The 16,630-nt window shown below is 61.3% G+C and carries 15 protein-coding genes and 2 pseudogenes; 10 read left to right on the top strand and 7 right to left on the bottom strand.

Annotated features, from left to right (window positions below; translation table 11 throughout):
* Positions 1-176 precede the first annotated feature (176 nt).
* From P6U24_RS06995 to P6U24_RS06985, 3 genes are all read left to right on the top strand, one after another.
* Positions 177-1,010, top strand: coding sequence for an MJ0042-type zinc finger domain-containing protein (locus P6U24_RS06995; RefSeq protein ID WP_407158424.1), 834 nt, complete (start codon positions 177-179; stop codon positions 1,008-1,010).
* Between the two features lie 51 nt (positions 1,011-1,061).
* Complete coding sequence (locus tag P6U24_RS06990; RefSeq protein ID WP_407158423.1) at positions 1,062-1,436, top strand: response regulator; 375 nt, start codon at positions 1,062-1,064, stop codon at positions 1,434-1,436.
* Between the two features lie 772 nt (positions 1,437-2,208).
* Positions 2,209-2,763 (top strand): DUF2846 domain-containing protein, encoded by a 555-nt coding sequence (locus P6U24_RS06985; RefSeq protein WP_407158422.1) that lies wholly within the window; start codon positions 2,209-2,211, stop codon positions 2,761-2,763.
* A 700-nt stretch (positions 2,764-3,463) separates the two neighbouring features.
* On the opposite strand, the pseudogene P6U24_RS06980 reads toward P6U24_RS06985, so the two are convergent.
* A pseudogene (locus tag P6U24_RS06980) lies at positions 3,464-4,892 on the bottom strand (IS1182 family transposase).
* A 747-nt stretch (positions 4,893-5,639) separates the two neighbouring features.
* On the opposite strand from P6U24_RS06980, the gene P6U24_RS06975 reads away from it, so the two are divergent.
* Positions 5,640-6,446: a dienelactone hydrolase family protein gene (locus P6U24_RS06975; protein WP_407158421.1), complete on the top strand. Its 807-nt coding sequence runs from the start codon at positions 5,640-5,642 to the stop codon at positions 6,444-6,446.
* 350 nt (positions 6,447-6,796) lie between these two features.
* Here the strand turns inward: P6U24_RS06975 and P6U24_RS06970 are convergent, their stop codons facing one another.
* Both P6U24_RS06970 and P6U24_RS06965 read right to left on the bottom strand, forming a co-directional pair.
* Positions 6,797-7,171, bottom strand: coding sequence for a VOC family protein (locus P6U24_RS06970; RefSeq protein WP_407158420.1), 375 nt, complete (start codon positions 7,169-7,171; stop codon positions 6,797-6,799).
* A 504-nt stretch (positions 7,172-7,675) separates the two neighbouring features.
* Positions 7,676-7,877: pseudogene (locus P6U24_RS06965) on the bottom strand (transposase); the annotation flags it as partial.
* Positions 7,878-8,010: 133 nt separating this feature from the next.
* On the opposite strand from P6U24_RS06965, the gene P6U24_RS06960 reads away from it, so the two are divergent.
* Positions 8,011-8,502 (top strand): hypothetical protein, encoded by a 492-nt coding sequence (locus tag P6U24_RS06960; protein ID WP_407158419.1) that lies wholly within the window; start codon positions 8,011-8,013, stop codon positions 8,500-8,502.
* A 70-nt stretch (positions 8,503-8,572) separates the two neighbouring features.
* Here the strand turns inward: P6U24_RS06960 and P6U24_RS06955 are convergent, their stop codons facing one another.
* The 4 genes from P6U24_RS06955 to P6U24_RS06940 all read right to left on the bottom strand — a co-directional run bounded on the left by P6U24_RS06955 (position 8,573) and on the right by P6U24_RS06940 (position 11,991).
* Complete coding sequence (locus tag P6U24_RS06955; protein WP_407158418.1) at positions 8,573-8,800, bottom strand: hypothetical protein; 228 nt, start codon at positions 8,798-8,800, stop codon at positions 8,573-8,575.
* A 196-nt stretch (positions 8,801-8,996) separates the two neighbouring features.
* Positions 8,997-9,179, bottom strand: a complete 183-nt coding sequence (locus P6U24_RS06950) for a hypothetical protein (protein WP_407158417.1) — start codon at positions 9,177-9,179, stop codon at positions 8,997-8,999.
* Between the two features lie 134 nt (positions 9,180-9,313).
* Complete coding sequence (locus P6U24_RS06945) at positions 9,314-10,738, bottom strand: TAXI family TRAP transporter solute-binding subunit (protein WP_407160808.1); 1,425 nt, start codon at positions 10,736-10,738, stop codon at positions 9,314-9,316.
* Between the two features lie 188 nt (positions 10,739-10,926).
* Positions 10,927-11,991 carry a Cj0069 family protein gene (locus tag P6U24_RS06940; RefSeq protein ID WP_407158416.1) on the bottom strand — a complete coding sequence of 355 codons (1,065 nt, stop codon included), beginning with the start codon at positions 11,989-11,991 and terminating at the stop codon, positions 10,927-10,929.
* Positions 11,992-12,467: 476 nt separating this feature from the next.
* Between P6U24_RS06940 and P6U24_RS06935 the strand changes: the two genes are divergently transcribed.
* The 5 genes from P6U24_RS06935 (at position 12,468) to P6U24_RS06915 (ending at position 16,596) form a co-directional block, all read left to right on the top strand.
* Positions 12,468-12,701 (top strand): PepSY domain-containing protein, encoded by a 234-nt coding sequence (locus P6U24_RS06935; protein ID WP_407158415.1) that lies wholly within the window; start codon positions 12,468-12,470, stop codon positions 12,699-12,701.
* Between the two features lie 97 nt (positions 12,702-12,798).
* The gene (locus P6U24_RS06930; protein WP_407158414.1) at positions 12,799-13,803 is read left to right on the top strand and encodes a YncE family protein; all 1,005 of its coding nucleotides are present in this window, start codon (positions 12,799-12,801) and stop codon (positions 13,801-13,803) included.
* A 26-nt stretch (positions 13,804-13,829) separates the two neighbouring features.
* Positions 13,830-14,639 (top strand): hypothetical protein, encoded by an 810-nt coding sequence (locus P6U24_RS06925; protein ID WP_407158413.1) that lies wholly within the window; start codon positions 13,830-13,832, stop codon positions 14,637-14,639.
* A 538-nt stretch (positions 14,640-15,177) separates the two neighbouring features.
* Positions 15,178-15,594: a cupin domain-containing protein gene (locus tag P6U24_RS06920; RefSeq protein ID WP_407158412.1), complete on the top strand. Its 417-nt coding sequence runs from the start codon at positions 15,178-15,180 to the stop codon at positions 15,592-15,594.
* A 60-nt stretch (positions 15,595-15,654) separates the two neighbouring features.
* On the top strand, positions 15,655-16,596 hold the full coding sequence (locus tag P6U24_RS06915; protein ID WP_407160807.1) for an NADP-dependent oxidoreductase: 942 nt from the start codon (positions 15,655-15,657) through the stop codon (positions 16,594-16,596).
* Positions 16,597-16,630 lie beyond the last annotated feature (34 nt).

Raw genomic sequence — 16,630 nt, 5'->3', positions numbered from 1 at the left:
GGCCGCGCTGGAACCGCGGCCGAAACCAGCGATGCGCCTGTTATGGTTTCCGGTTCGTTAACGGTCATTTTGTACCATCCGCGCGGCCGTGTCCCGAAGTTCGTCAATAGTGCGGCCCTTGTAGCACGGACTTTTGGAAACAAGGCGGCACCGGCCGTTGCTGGAGAACAGGCTCGATGTTCATCGTTTGCCCTCATTGTACAACATCCTACGCCATTGATCTCGCAACCCTTGGCGCCACCGGCCGCACCGTGCGCTGCTCCCGCTGCAAGGAAGTCTGGCTGGCGCACCCCGAGGACGCAGTGAATACGCCGGCGCCGCTGGCGGCGATGGCCGACGCCGGCGACGGCCCCCTGCCCGATGCCACCGAGACCGACTGGGAGGCGCTGGCGCGCGGCGACGATGACGAGCACCCTCCCCAGGTCGACAGTCCCCCGCTCGCGGCCGGCTGGCCTGATGACGCCGAGGACGAGATGGCGGGCTCTGAGCTGTCGGAGACCGACAGCCCCCGCCCCTGGCACCGCAGGCTTCTGAAGCGGCCTGCCTCATCTCGCACCGCCGGTAAAGCCGTATTCAACCTGCCCGCGATCACCGCGGCCATGGGCGCGCTCGTCATCGCTCTCATCGTCTGGCGCGCCGACGTCGTCCGGCTCATGCCGCAAACCGCGACATTCTACAAGATGGCAGGCCTGGAGGTGAACCTGCGCGGCATCTCATTCAAGGACTTGAAAGTCGCCACGGAAACTGTAGACGGCAAGCCGGTGCTGGTGATCGAAGGTGTGATCGTCAGCGCCAACAAGAAGCCGGTCGAGCTGCCGCGGCTGCGGTTCAGCGTCCGCGACGCCCAGGACGTGGAAATCTACGCCTGGAACGCGGTGCTCGATCAGTCGGTGCTGAAGCCTGGCGAACGCACGGCGTTCAAGTCGCGGCTGGCGTCACCTCCGGCCGAGGGACGCAATGTCGACATCCGCTTCTTCAACCGGCGCGACCTCAACGCCGGCAACGCGTAAGGTTCGAGGTCTCGCGCGATCCCGAGGCCGCAGGATGGAAGGGCATTAGGCATGGCGCGCGTTCTGATCGCGGACGACGAGGACTCGATGCGGACGCTGGTGGCGCGCGCCATCGCCATGGATGGTCACGACATCGTCACCGCGCAGGACGGCGCCGAGGCGCTGGAGGTCCTGACGCGCGAGTGCGGCGCCTTCGACCTCTTGCTGACCGACATCCAGATGCCGATCATGGACGGCATCGCGCTGGCGCTCTCGGCGGCGCGTGATTTCCCGAAGCTGACCATCCTCCTGATGACCGGCTTTGCCCATCAGCGCGAGCGCGCCTCGAACCTCACAGCGATCGCCCACGACGTGATCACAAAGCCGTTCTCGGTGGCGGACATCAGGACTGCGGTCGCCGACGCGCTGGCGTCGAAGAGGACGTGATCAACAACAGATCCCTGCTTCACCTTTCAAACAGCTGACGCATGTGAGGGCGCGTTCTCGCGGCGGATCACGCCCGAGTCTTGCGCATGTTCTCGGCCCCCGGACATAACGAGGGCGCAGGGAAGGCCGGGAGCTCGCCGCCCCCATGGCCCGCCTGCAACAAGGAAAGCAGGCGGCAGTCACCACAGGTTCGGCCGAAACATCCCCGCCTTCCCTGCGCGATGGTTTTAACGCTTATACGCGCTCTCCCCAGGGACCGGCTGTCTTGCCCCTGTCGCCCGCGAGCTCGTCGCTATCCGCAGACTTGACCTCAGCACCGGGAGGCCAGGACCACACGATTTCACGTCCGCGCCCGCCTGCGCTCGTCTGGCGCAGCGGCCGCGTCCACCGCTCCCCTTCTCTACGTATCGTGACGACGCGTACGCCCCATTTCGATGAGGCGGGATGGCGATCATCTAGCACGACTTCTGAAAAAAAGAAACAAAAATTTTGTTGCGGTAGAGCGTCAGAGGCCACGCCACCTTGAAAAGACCGGCAGACTTCGCGTTTCGGCGCACGACTTTTCCCGGTGATGCGTCACCTCTGACGTCAACGAGGGAAGCGAACGGTCCCGGCGCAGTATCGGCTGCGAGACAAGCGCGCTATCGAAACGCCAGCGGCGACTCCCGCAAGGCGAGTGGAGATCTGATATGCCGTCCAGAAGATCTCAGATGGACGCGCCAATCGGAATTCCGATTGCACGGATTTACAACTCGTGATCTTGTGCCGGCGAATGTTGAAGATCTGGATCATGATGCGGCGACTTGTAGCTTGGGCTTTCGTGCTCTTCGTTTTTGCCCAGTTCGGTGGATGGGTGTCAGTTTCCGAAGCCGCGACCAAAGCCCAGCCTCGGTCGAAAGCAGCGGCCGAACCACAGTCCAAGCAGCAGGCTGCGCGGCTCGCGCGCTTGTATTTCTTACGCGAGAAGGGACTTTTGGCGACTGAAGCTGGAATCAAGATCGACGGTCAATCCGTCGGTTCGGTCTCCAAGGGATTCTATTTCTCTGTCGACAAGCCGCCCGGACGATATCGGATAACCTGTGTAAACGCTGTATCCGCGGATTACGAAGCCGAGGTTCAAATCGAGGGCGGACAAACCTATTATTTCGGCATTGGTACGCCTCAAACGGCCGCACCGGCTCAAAACCTGCTCAATCAGGCCATTTCCGGCAGCAGCGGGCGGCAACTGCCATCGGCGTCGCTCATGTCAGGCTTGGCCGGTACTGCCATTTATCAAATCGACGCAGCAGAAGGCCCTGCCATCATTAGCCAATTGAAGCCGGAATAGCGAACCTCCGCTTTGACTCCAGAGCGGCCCTTGATCCCACGATTGCTTGCGTCCGGTATGAGCGGACGCCGCCGAGCCGTCGCAATCGCAGAGGCCCCCGCCAGGTGCCTCCCAGACTCTGCGTACCGGCACGCCGAGTTCGGTCCGACGGTCTCGATTGGGTCACTCGCGTCATCAGGAACGTTGGCGTCGACCTAAGACACCCGTCCGTTCCGTGCGGATTGGTCATCTAGCGGCGGTATGCTGGAGGACGTACCGCGCCAAACGACAGGGCACCCAGCGGGATTGCAAAACACCGGTCGAGATGCCCGAACCCGTCGGCTGCAATCGCGACTGGCGGCGCCGTCCAGAATTGCGGCGATCATCCTCCAGCCCTGGGATATTGGCGTCTTTCGACGTTCGGCTCTTTGCTTTTCGCGTACAGGCGAAGAACCACGGCCGGGGCCGGCGCGAGCACAGCCATGTGCTGGACCCCGATAACCGGAATCCATCCAGCCTTCATTCAGGCGATACTCCCAGAGCAAAAATAAAATAGTAGGGTTAGAATTCCCGTCGCGTCTTGTATCTCTACGTCGGCTACTTCCGGTTGATTGCCGGGAACGGACATCGTTCGCGCCGACCGGAAGGTCCGATATGGGTCTTGGGCGTGTAAAAACGGCCTTATGGGTGTCCGTCCTGACCACGAGCACGCGGGCGTTTCTCAGGCTACGATCGCCGCGATCAGCGGCTTGATCCCCATGATGTTCATGACCCGTGTCAGATTGTAGGCCAGGACAGAGAGTGCCATTTCGGCGGCTACTTTCGGAAGCGTTTTGGTCAGGAAATGCGTCGCCCCCATGCGGGCCTTCATCGTGCCGAACGGATGCTCGACTGTCTCTCGGCGCAGGCGCATGGCTTGTGGATTCGCATCGAGGCGCTGCTGCACAGCTTCGAGCAGATGCTCATGCTCCCATCGCGGAATCCGCCGCTCTGGCCCCGTCGTGCACTGGGATTTGAGTGAACAATTCTGGCAGGCAGTGGTCCAATAGCGCCTAATCCGCTTACCGTCTTCTTCGCCCGTAAAGCGATATGGCAGTTGCTCTCCAGCTGGACAGCGATAGGCGTCCGCCTCTGGTAGATAGACAAAGTCCTGCTTGCCGAAGCGGCGATCTGATTTGGCTCCCGACGTCTGCGGCTTGGGCAGAGTTACCGTGATTCCGGCCTCGTGGCAGGCGAGGATCTCGGGGCTGTTGAAGTAACCGCGATCGGCAACGGCGGTGAGCGCATCGGCCTTTAGAACAGCCTTCGCCTGCTTGGCCATGCTGGCAAGTTGCGCCCGATCCGAGCCGCTGTTCGTCACCTCGTGCGCCACAATCAGATGATGCTCGGTATCGACGGCAACCTGCACGTTATAGCCGACAACGCCGGAGCCACGGCCGCTCGTCGCCATCGAGCGGCTGTCAGGATCGGTCAGCGAGATTTGCTGGTCGGGCGAAGCAAGCATTCGTGTCTCGTAGACAGCGAGCTTGCCAATTTCCTCCTTCAGCTTTGTCAGCTTCTCGCTAAGTCTCGTCACCTTCGTCGCCAGCGCCTCCGTCGGCTCCTGCCGGTCCGCCGTATCAAGTTGGCTTAGATAACGCGCGACACTCTCCTCCAGCTGATCACGGCGTCGTTGCACCTTCGCCCGCGTGAAGTTCTTGTCCCGGTTGTTCACGGCCTTGAACTTGCTGCCATCAATGGCAACACTCGCCGTTGCGAGAAGACCCATCTCACGACAGAGTTCGACAAAGCGCGCACAGACCCTGCGAAGCGCCAGGCCATTGTCCTTGCGGAAATCCGCGATCGTCTTGTGATCAGGAGCGAGTCGACCCAGCAGCCACATGACCTCAACATTACGTCCGGCTTCCCGTTCGAGCCGACGGCTCGACTGCACTCGGTTCAGGTAGCCGTAAATGTAGAACCGAGGGGTGATACGAGGGCCGTCCCGTTGCCGCTGGCTCAACCCCGTCGAACCCAGTCTCGGCCAGATCGAGTGCGTCGACAAACACGTCGATCACGCGAACGGGGTTACTCTCGTCAATGAAATCATCGAGGCATTCGGGCAATAGCATCCATTGCCCACGATCCGCCTCTTCAACGAAGCGCTTCATCGATTCCCCTAAGAATCACAGGAGAATCTTAACAGAAGCACAGCGTTTTCACACAGCCAGGGCCAGAAGCGGACCTTGAGGAGCGCTGCTGAGCGGATATTCTAGGCCGCGTTCATAGGTACCAAATCAATGAAATTCGTTGTTTTGCACGTTGATCTTCCGGCTCGTTCCGAGGTTCTCGATAAACTGCGGGCTTTGGCATCCGGCTCTAGCTCACGTGAAGAGGTCAGTCACTGGGCCGCGGCATGGCTTATTGCCGATCACACTCCTGGCGCAGAACTGGGATTGTGGATTGGCCCGTTTGGCAAGCGATCACACGGTTAGCGGGAGCGGACTCGCTGGTACGTCCCCGCGTATATCTACACAGCACAAACGATTTTCGTGCGTGGCTCGCCGAGTTGAATTCGGCACCTTTGCCTACATAGCTTAACGCATCGAATTCGGCACAAGCGGGCTTCACAGGATGCGACCAACAAGTCCGCTTCGAGTCTTGGCTGTGTAAAAACGGCGTTTTCACACAGCCAGGGTCAAAAGCAGTCCTGCCGCTTCCGCCGACCACGTATTTGATGTAGGCTCGCTATCGAGCTGCCCGACAGGGATATGCCGAAGCCCTATTTTGAGCGGCAGCGCTAGTGCCGTCGGCGGGCTCTCCCACTCCAATAATCGAATTGACCTGTTTTTTGCGGAGGACTCACGAGGCATCCGCAGCTAAACGCGTTCTCGGGTGCCGGATAAAGGGAGGAGCAAATGAACACTGATCGGTCCATATCGCCCTTATTCCTAAGGTCGCTGGCCGGGGCCATCATGGGCGCTCTGCTTGTCAGCATGCCGTGCCCGGCCTATGCGCAGATGCGTATCGAAATACGGCCTGTCGAGACCATCACGCTCAGCACTCAGCAATTCCTGACGGGCGACAAGAATGGCAAGCCTGCTGTCTTGGCTGGAGAATTGCGCATTCCGAAGCCGGGAAGCGACAAGCTCCCCGCCGTGATCCTTGTGCACGGTTCAGGGGGAGCCAGCGCACTTCATGACCGATGGGTGCAAGAACTCAATGGCATTGGGATTGCAACTTTCCTTCTCGACAGTTTCTCCGGTCGCGGCATCGTCAACACCATCAACGATCAGTCCCAGCTAGACAGTTTGGCCATGATGGTCGATGCCTATCGCGCCCTTGGCAGTTTGGCGCAGCACCCGCGAATTGACCCAAACCGCATCGCTGTAATGGGCTTCTCGAAGGGTGCCGTAGCCGCGGTGTATTCGAGCAATGAACGGTTCCGGAAGATGTATGGTCCACCAAATGCAGAGTTTGCCGCACACATCGGCCTCTACACTCCGTGTAATGTCACCTATCGCGACGACGGTAAAGTGACGGGAAGGCCGATACGCCTATTCCATGGCATAGACGATGACTGGGTCTCAATCGAGCCGTGTCGCGCCTATGTTGCGCGGCTGAAGAACTCAGGAGCAGATGCAGTATTGACCGAATTTCCGGGTGCCTACCATGCTTTCGATGCGTTTTACTTCAAGGACGCAGTGAAGTTTCCGCAGGCATAGACTACCCGCCACTGCCTGCTGGTAGAAGGCAATTCCGGTGAGATTTTGAACAGCAAGAGCGGCGCGCACTACGATCTGAATGATCCCTGCGTAGAGAGAGGAACGACGGTCGTGTATAACGAGGAGGCAACCGCAGCTTCGACCAAGTCCGTGAAAGAGTTGTTTGCAGCGATGCCATCAAGCATCAACAACTGAGGGCATCTCTGGAACAGATTGGTAGTGAGAACCAGGTCTGGTCAGGGTCGCAAGCGGCCCTTAGATCCTTCGAATATGATTTCCGGTGTGGCCCGGTAAGCGGACATCGTCAGCCCCGGCTGGGCGGTCCGGAGCGAGCCAATCCGGACTAATTACTACGCTTTGGCGCGGAGACGGGTTGGCCAACCGACACGGACCAACGTCTCATCTGGGTCAGAGATCGCAAATTCGTACATCCCCCACGGCTTGTCCTCGGGCGATTGCTGAAATTCGCGCGCCGCGGCGTCAACACTCTGGAGGTAGAGATAAAGCCCAAAAGGGTTTCTGCCCGGCGTTAGCCATCCCTCGACCGCGTCCGTCAGATGCAGATATCCGCCTATCCCATTCGACAGCATGCGATAGGTGTCTGGCTCTCCCGGAGCGAGCCTTTCGCCGTCCGACCGCGTAAAGCCGAGCCGATTGTAGAACCGCTCCGACGCATCAAGATCGTTGCACGGCAGGATCGCGATCAAGGCTCCCGATGGACTCATTAGTTCACCCCGCCGTTATGCAAAAACTTTCGTCCGCTCTTCTTCTGAAAGTTTGTCACCTTTAAGGTGGGAGTTAGAGAGTAGGATTGCAACAGCCAGATGACCACTTCGGGTCAGGGGCTGCCTTCCCGAATGAGTTAAGGCCCGGTCGCTGTACCCCTAAGAGCTGCCGAATTGCTGCACGACAATCCGTCAAAACCACTGTGCAGAGGTACTAGGCTGTCATTTTGCTCGCAACCGGATTGCAAAGACGGATATCTCCTTAAATCATCCGCTCTGAAACGAATTGGGACTCTGTGGAGCGATGTTTGCTCCGTTAGGCTGTCGTCGATGACGATCGTTCTGTTCAGTATCTGCTCGACTCGCCATGCCGAACCCTCGTCGGCTTGCCACGGGTGTCGGTCAAGACCGGACAAGGATGGCGCAAGCAGGCCAGTGAGGCCAACCCGGTCCTTCCGGCGGCGGCGCTGGTGGCGCGGGAGGGGCCATCCCCGGAAGGCGAGCGTTGGCATCCGCCTTGATCAGGCTCGCGTCGACTGCGAACCCTTCCGCCGCCGTCCAGGCGCTCACGGGTGCAGCGGCGCAAGACGACCTCGGACACGCGACGGAAGAGATCGCGTTCACGGAAGCGGCCGTGCCGGTTCGTCGAGAATGTCGAATGATCGGGGACAACTCCATCCAGATCCAGCCGGCAAAACCAGCGGTGTGTCGCGCATCGGGCGTATCGAGATCGTTAACCCTGTCTGCAAATGATCCGGGCGAGGGTCGGAAACCGTCGACAAAATGTCTCGTTGGGCCGGAGAATTTTAGCCGGCACAAACTCGGGATAGAGGTGCATCATGCTAAGAATGGTGTTGCCGGGCTTTCTCATCCTATTGGGTGTAGGCGTCTTGTCCGCAATGGAGCTCAGAACTCCAGCGCGCAGTACAGCAGCGATCATCCAGCCAGTTAACGAGCCGACTGACGACATCTCCGATTCACATGACGCGTTGGCGAAGGCTGATCGCCTTGATGTTGCAGCTATGAGCAGCAAGGCGCCAGAACAGGCTGTTAGGAAGGACGAAGGCGTTGCTCGGCCGGAAGACATCCGAATCGCTTCTGAAAACATCGGTCTCGGTTCTTTGGAGCCTCCGAAGCCGATCGCCCGCCATCGGCACACTCCCAAGAAGGTCACGACCGTTGCACGTCCCAAGTCGGAGCCGAAGGCAAGTGTTGTCAGGCGGACCGCCATTTCGCAGCCTTCAAAGGCCGCCAGCGATACGGAGCCCTGTCGGCTCGCGGCCTTTGGCGGCTTACGCAAGGCTTTGAATTCAGCCGACTGCGAGATCTGAGGGCCCCACGAGCACGGCAGATCGAATTCGAATTATCCGTGTTCGTGCGGCGGTAGACATTCGTCTCAACTCAGATGACAGCTCCGGCCAGCAGGAAAGCGCTGCCAAGTGCGAGCATCACAAGTCCAGGCCAACTCGATCTGATATCGAAGCCGCTACCCGGTCGTGTCGGCTCGAGCGTGTCACGCCCGGAGCGAAGCCGTCTTCCACCGCTCAATCGGCCTTGCCAGATCGGCTGAAACGCCATCTGGAGCACGCCGCCGAAAACAAGGAGCACACCAAGCCATATCAGGGTCATGCTCGCCTCCTGCACCCGTGAACGCTGAGAGGTTGCTCCGCTGAGAACCGTGACTTATTCGATTTCTGTCTGCTGCTCCCGCGATTTGAACAGCCTTGGCAGGCACCGCACAGGCCAAGCGCCGCAGATGGCGCGGATCACGCCCTTCCAAGCTCAGGCCATTCTTGCCGCGTCATGCCGTCCCAAAGCATCCGGCTTAGTCTTCGTCCGGCTCGCGCACGACCGGCGGCTCGTCGGCCCGGCTATCCTCGTCATCCTGCTCTTCGTCCTCGTCCTCTTCGTCATCATCGGGATCTCGCGGCGGCACCGCGTTGCCCAAGATCGCGAAGATTTGCCGGCTGTCACCGGCGGGAAGGACCTCAGGGATTTCTAGGGTCATGTTGTCGCTCCTTGGCTGTGACCCCTGGGGCACTCTACTCCGCTTTCGGAGGGACGGATACGCAATTGGCGGCCGGCGTCGATGAGGGCCGGTTCATGCCTGGCAGTCGGCCCCTACCGGCAACAATCGGCAGCCTACCTCCTCGTCAGGACGTTCGGCTGCGCTGTGCCGCGGGCCGGTTCGAGAGTGCCGGCCTGCAATGCCGCGCGGCTTTCGGCGACGGCATGATTGAACAGCTCGAGCACCAAGCCAAAGGCCGCCAATTCCTCTTCCTCGATCGCGCCGTCGTCGTAGCATTCCAGCGTTTCGCCGATGATGGCGTCGACCTCGCGCTGCATCACCAGCAGGTCCTGGTTCGATTCCGCGGTGCGCACCCTGGAGACCATGGCCAGGATTCTGTTGCGATGACTGGTATTTTCCTCCCTTTCGTCCCTGTTCAAATAGTGGCGCAACCAGGCGCCAGCCGATCCGATGCCGGAGACGAGCAGGAGAGCAAACCAGAAGTAATCGCCGTACCTATCGAGGAAGGTGCGTTCGGTGCCGTCGATGACGGCTGCCGCTCCCCGATGGATCGGCAGCCCGGTCTCTTTGTCGGTGTCGGGCTTGGTGATATGGGCAGCGCCAGGCACCTGCCTCGCAATCGCCTGGCGGAGCGCGAATAGCTCCCGGAAAAATGCTGCCACCGTCGTTTCAGACAACGCCTTTCGCGCCACGATGAGGTGGCTGACGCTGACCGTCTCGAGCTTGTCGTCGGGCCAGGCCGGGTCTGCATTGAAGACGCTCGGTGGAATCTCCTCGGATTCGTACTGCGGATGCTTCAGGGCGATCGCTTCCGATGCTTCGATCGCGAGAAACTTCGGCTCGCCTCGCGCCCGGGCGGTCGCGGCGATGGCGTCAGCGGTGATCTTGCTGTCGAGCGGACCGGTCGCCATGAATGCATCGACGGTCGGGTCGCGCGCCAGCTCCTCGATCTGGTCAGTGCCGAATTGCGTCACCGCGACCTTGTCCGCCGCGGCGCCGGCGGCGCTCAGGATGATGCGCAGCAACGCAGCATTCGCCGGCGTCCGGCCGATGATCCCGACCTTGTGCCCGGCAAGATCGGCGATCTCCTTGATCTTCGCCGCGGGCTTTCTCTTGGAGCTTTTGCCCGCAAGTCCGGCAGGCGACCACAGCACAACGAAGTTCTGGCGCATGACGGCGACGGTCTGCGCGTCGGCCGGCATCTCCAGATCGCCGCGAGCGACCGCAAGGTCAGCTTTGCCAAACCCGAGCAAAGCGAGCGCTTCGCCGGCTCCGTCCGTCGTGATCGGAGACAGCCTGACCGTCCTGCTTTCACCGGCAAAGGCCGCGGCCATCGCCTGAACCACCTTGTGATCGTCGCTTCCCGCCGGACCGACGGCAATGCGGAGCGTGACTGGCCGCAACGCATAGTACAAGGCGCCCGCGGCGGCGCAAAAAACAAAAAATCCCACAGCCAAGACGAGCAATAAGGAATTGCTCCTTCTCCGCCGCCGGCGGGCTGCATCGCTGGGTTCGTTTGTACCGTCGGACGAGGACATCGCCGCTGCCAATCGGACATCAAAAAGGGTTTCCCACTCTGCAGGAATACCATTTTTCACAGGATAACAGCGGAGAAACGAGCTTCGTTTCGCGGGACGAAACGCCAGGCGGTCGGCGATAGCGGGTCCAGGCGAGCGGCCGCGGCCATCGGCTGGCATGGCGCGGCATGCTGTCCTTCTTGGAATACCTAACGGCTGGCGCCGGCAAGTCGGTCGGCGACCGTCCGCGCGATGGCCGCCGGAGCTTGTTCGGGGATCGCAAAGCACGAGCTCGCATTGATCTCGCAAAGCACGTAGGTGTCGGCACCAGCCGCGTCGCGTGGTCCGTAGAGGAAATCGGCGTCCCAGATGACCGGTAGCGACGGTTCATCGATGGCCAGCGTCTCCATCATTCGCGGTGTCCATTCATCCTCCATCAGCCGCCGCAGCCTCTGGAATGGTGGCGCATCCGGTCCGTGCATGATCCGCGGGCCCGGTTGCGCCTCAGGCGAGGCCGGTCCTTCCGGCGGCGGAGGGATCAAGGCCTTGATCAATTGGTGTCCGAAGCCCGCGACCTTGGAGCCGCTCATGTAGCAGCGGATCATCCCCTCGGGCAGGCGGGACTGGAACGGCTGATCGATGATGCAGCCGCCCCATCCGAAATACGGTTCGCATCGCGCGAAGAAGGCCTCAAGCGGCAGGTCCTCGGGAAGGCTGCCGCGCTGCGCATGGAGAACGCGGACGATGGCTTCCGCCTTCGATAGCGCCTCCACCTTCCAGACCCCCTGACCTCCGTTGCCGCGATTTTGCTTGAGCACGCGGGGGCCGCTTGTCATCAGCCGTGCCGGAAACTCTGCCCGGAAGGCCGCAGCCGTGTCATAACGGTGCGTGTCGGTTCCCCAGCCCAGGTGGCGCGTTCGGTAGAGCACGTCCTTGACACCCATCTTCAGGATGACGTCCGGGTGCGCGCTCACCCAGGGCCCTTGCGCAGCAACGTCACGCAGCAGGAGATCGAGCTCTGCACGCGTCTTGCCTTGATGGATCGGGTCGACCCAGACGAGCACGCCGTTGACCGCGAGCAATTGCTCGCGCACGGCGTCGGCGAAGCTTTCGTCGTAGATGGCTGGACATGCTTCGATGCCAATGGCGGCGAGTGCTTCGTAGACACGGACGAAGCGGCTGTTTTGCGGCGTCGCATCTCGACGCGCGGCCGCGTCGCCTCGCGACAGAATGGCTAGGGAATATCGGAGAAGTGGCTGCCGGTCGGAGTCCATGCGCAAGCTCCACGTGTTGCGTGCTGCGCAGAGCTTGGACCGAGGTCTCACGGGGAGTCTGCAGATCCCCGCAGAGACAGTCTATGTGAGATCATCCGGACATTTCAAGACGCCACGACCAAGGCCGACATGCGGAATGCCGAGCCAAGGGAGATCGCCCCCGGACGCCCGGCCGCTGGTGCAATGGTGGCAGGTTCCAAGGAGCGTTCGCTCCGGTCGTCGGCCATTTCGTTGGATGTCCCGCGGGCAGGCAGGTTGACAGCTCCAGGCTCTGGGTTTTTTATTTGGGCACGGGGATGTGCGATCTCCCCGCGAGGCGACATGCCCAAGTATCGCGTCCTCACTCACCAAGGGCGCAGCATGTCATCATCATATCCATCCAATCCGTTCGACAGACTGTCCCGCTTGATCGGGACCGCGAGCACGCCGACGCGTATCGAGATGCGCATCGCCGAGCCATGACGAGGAGGACGAACATGCGAACACGCCCGATCTACCAGGCAGCCATTTTGCTCGCGATCGCGGCGGGACTGTCACCCGCCCATGCCCTGACCCAGGAGGAGCTCGTTGCCAAGCTCCAGGCGGCCGGCTATTCGCAAGTCAGCGACATCAAATCGACGGCCGAAGGCACGACCGCCAAGGCGGTGAAGAACGGCAAGCCGGTGAGGCTCGTCGTCGACAGCAGCGGCCAAATCAAAGAACAGCAATGAGATGCCGACGCTACACATGCTTTGCTGCCGGCAGAGGGAGGGATGATCGCAAGACGCTCCCGCGCCAAGTGAGGGCGACGAAAGAAGGGCAACAGCAATGTCGCGTCCGCGCTGGATTGTAACTGCACTGCTGGCGGGCTTGTGGATGATGGCCGCTTTCCAAAACATGGCTCACGCGGCCGACGAAAGAGCCCTGCAGTTCGAAACCAAGATCCCGCTGGGCGATGTGCGCGGCCGGATCGATCATTTGGCGGTGGATCTGAAGAGACAGCGGCTGTTCGTCGCCGAGCTTGGAAATGACAGCGTCGGTGTGGTCGATCTTGCCGGTGGAAGCGTCATCCACACCATATATGGTCTGAACGAGCCCCAAGGTGTCGGCTACGAGCCCTCGACAGACACGCTCTATGTCGCCAATGCGCGCGATGGCTCGGTCAGATTGTTTGACGGCAATGCCTACGAGCCGACGGGTCGTATCGAGCTTGGCAGCGATGCCGATAACGTTCGGATCGATCCTGCGTCAGGTCATGTCGTCATCGGCTACGGCGATGGAGCGCTGGCGGTGATTGATCCATCGACCCGCAACAAGGTCAACACGCTGCCGCTGAAGTCACACCCCGAAAGCTTCCAGATCGATGCGAGCGGGACACGACTCTTCGTCAACCTGCCGGAGGTGCATGCGATCGTCGTGTTGGACGGGACGTCTGGCAACGCGCTTGCCACGTGGAAATTGAACGAGGCCGGCAACTTTGCCATGGCCCTCGACCGGCAGAAAAACCGGCTTCTCGTGGCGTTCCGCAACCCGCCAAAGCTGGCCGTCTTCTCCATGGCTGACGGCAAGTCCATTGCGAAGATCGAGACCTGCGGTGACGTCGACGACCTCTTCGTCGACGGCAAGCGCGAGCGGGTTTACCTCAGCTGCGGAGCAGGATTTATCGACGTCTTCGAGACAACCGACAATGGCTACGGCCATGTGGCCCGCATCCCGACCGCAACGGGCGCGCGCACGTCTTTGTTCGTGCCGGGAGTGAATCGCCTGCTCGTCGCCGTCCGCGCGAGCGTCGCCGGACCGGCAGCGATCTGGGTATTCAAACCATCGCCGTGAGAAGGATCCATGGTCGGGAGGTGCACATGCTGTCCAACTACCGACTTTGCCGAGAATTATCAAAGCCAGCTGTCGCCGTTGTTGCGCTCGGCCTGCTCGCCTGGCCCTTCCCGACGTGGGCCTATCGCCCCTTCGATGGCACTGATGCCGCGGTTGCGAAGAAGGGAGAGATGGAGATCGAATTGCAGCCGGCAGGCGGTGTGCGCGATGACGCCGGAACCAAGCTCCTGGCGCCGGCGACGGTTATCAATTACGGCCTAAGCGACGAATGGGAAGCCGTTTTTGAGGGGCAAGGGCAGACCTCGCTCTCGCCGCCGGGACCCACAAGCCTCACGGCGGCGGGGGCGTTCCTCAAGCACGTGCTCGTGCCCGGCAGCCTGCAGGACAAGACCGGTCCAAGCATCGCGACGGAATTCGGAGTGCTGGCACCGGACAGCACCGGCAATTCCGGCTTTGGCGTCAGTCTGGCCGGTATCGTGTCGCAGCGTTGGGACTGGGGAACGATGCATCTCAATGCGGATGCGGCGCTCACCAGAGAACATCACGGCGACCTCTTCCTGAGTGCCATCGTCGAGGGACCGTCGACATGGACGGTTCGCCCCGTCGCCGAGATCTTCTATGAAAACGAGTTCGGAACGGCGCAAACGTTTTCGGGCCTGGTCGGCCTGATCTACCGGGTCAGCGACGACCTGAGTTTCGACGTCGCCATACGTCACGCGCTGACGAACGGGCGCCCGGTGAACGAGATCCGCGCGGGCCTGACCTTCGGCTTTCCGCTGTCTTCATCCGAGCAGCACGCCACACGCCGCCAGACGTTACCGAGCCTGCCTCATTAGCTAGTGATCCTGCTTGTCGGGATGCGCGCGCCAATCGCGGCCGACGGTCTCGTGATCCTTGTCGACCGGAGCGGCCCCCGCATGGCTGGACTCACCTTCTTGAGCCTTCCAATCGCGCCCGATTCTAACGTCTTCGGCGCGGCTGCGATCCTGCTCACGGGATTGATCGGCCTGTTGAGGCGTTTGCCCGGCCTCAACTGGCGCGGATTGGGCTTGGACGGGCGTCCAGCTGGCTTGGATGACCGCAAGTGCACACGCAGATGCGACTAGCAAAAACCCTGTTGCTAGACTCCTCATGGGTGTTCTCCTTCATTGGAACACCCATTCAACGGGCCATTCTGCGCGGCGTTCGGAGAACTCACATTTATTTTCCTCCCGCGACGCATCAGGCAGATTGCCCCGACCGAGCCAGCCTGAGCCGATCCGGACCCCGCCGAACCGGTCCGCATCGCTTGGTACACAAACTTTGTGCGTTCTTGGTGCTTTTTTGCGGGCCAGAGCAGCAGCACCTACCCAACGACAAGGGGAGAAAGGCACCATGAAAATGCAATCCATGATCGGCAAGGCCTGCGCTGCCATCGCCATTGCCGCCGCAATGCCTCCCGCGGCCCACGGGGCTGGCGAAACGGTCACGCCGCGTTTCGAGCAGGCGCTTCCCAACGTTCCCGGCAAGTCGATGATCGCCGTCGTGGTCGACTATGCGCCGGGCGGAGCGTCGCCTTCGCATACCCACGCCAAGTCAGCGTTCATCTTCGGCTACGTTCTATCGGGAGAGATCGAGTCGCAGGTGAATGACGGACCCAAACGCGTCTATCGCGCCGGCGAAAGCTTCTACGAGGCGCCCGGCGCTTGCCATCCCGTCAGCCGCAATGCGAGCAAGACCGAGCCGGCAAAGCTGCTCGCGGTGTTCGTCGTCGATAGCGACGACAAGCCGCTAACCATGCCCGTCGAATAAGAGCATCGAGGACGACAGATGACCCCAGCCGGCAATGTCTCGCAAAGTTCTGATCGCCCCATGTGGGCGTGGCGAGTCCACGCGTTTGGACCGCCGGAAGCAATGATCTTGGAAAGGATTCCTCGGCCAGAGCCGGGGGCGGGCGAAGTTCTTGTCCATGTCCACGCGGCAGGAGTCGGTCCTTGGGACGGCTGGATCAGAGCCGGCAAAAGTGCGCTGCCGCAGCCGCTCCCTCTGACGCTCGGCTCCGATCTCTCGGGTACGGTCGCCGCGGTGGGATCCGGTGTCTCCGACATGGCTGTCGGCGACGAGGTGTTCGGTGTCACCAACCCCCAGTTCGTCGGTGCCTATGCGGAGTATGCCGTCGCCTCTGCCGGCATGCTCGCAAAGAAGCCGAGCTCGCTCAGCTATACCGAGGCGGCGTCCGTTCCCGTCGTCGCGGTCACCGCGTGGCAAGGCCTGTTCGAGCATGCTCGCCTCGAGGCCGGCCAAACGGTCGTCATTCACGGAGCGGCAGGTAATGTCGGGGCCTACGCGGTTCAGCTCGCGTATCGCGCCGGCCTGCGTTCAATTGCGACCGCCGGGGCGAAAGACATCGAATATGTGAGGTCGCTCGGGGCTGACAAGGTCTTGGACTATCACACGCAGCGTTTCGAGGACGCGGTGAAGGATGCCGACGCCGTCCTCGATCTCGTCGGCGGCGAGACCCAGGCGCGCTCCTTTCAGGTTCTTCGCCCGGGCGGCAAGCTGATCTCCGCGGTGTCGCAGCCTGATCAGCAGCGCGCTAGGGATCACGGGGTCACCGCAGCCTTCTTCCTGGTGGACGTGACCTCGCAGCGGCTACGCACGATCGCCGAACTCATCGACCGCGGCGAGCTGAAGACCCGCGTCGGCGCCGTCCTCCCTCTCAGGGATGCACGAGATGCGCATCTGATGTTGGAGGGCCGAAAGCCCCAGCCGAAAGGGAAGATCGTTCTCGACCTGGAGGCTATCTGCAAGTAGCCTCCGCGTGGCATGAGCATCGCCGGCTTCGAAA

It is taken from the genome of Bradyrhizobium sp. STM 3557 (assembly GCF_045571465.1).
Taxonomy (GTDB): Bacteria; Pseudomonadota; Alphaproteobacteria; order Rhizobiales; family Xanthobacteraceae; genus Bradyrhizobium.
Note: the sequence above shows the minus strand (reverse complement) of the source record. Positions and strands in the feature narration are given on the sequence as shown.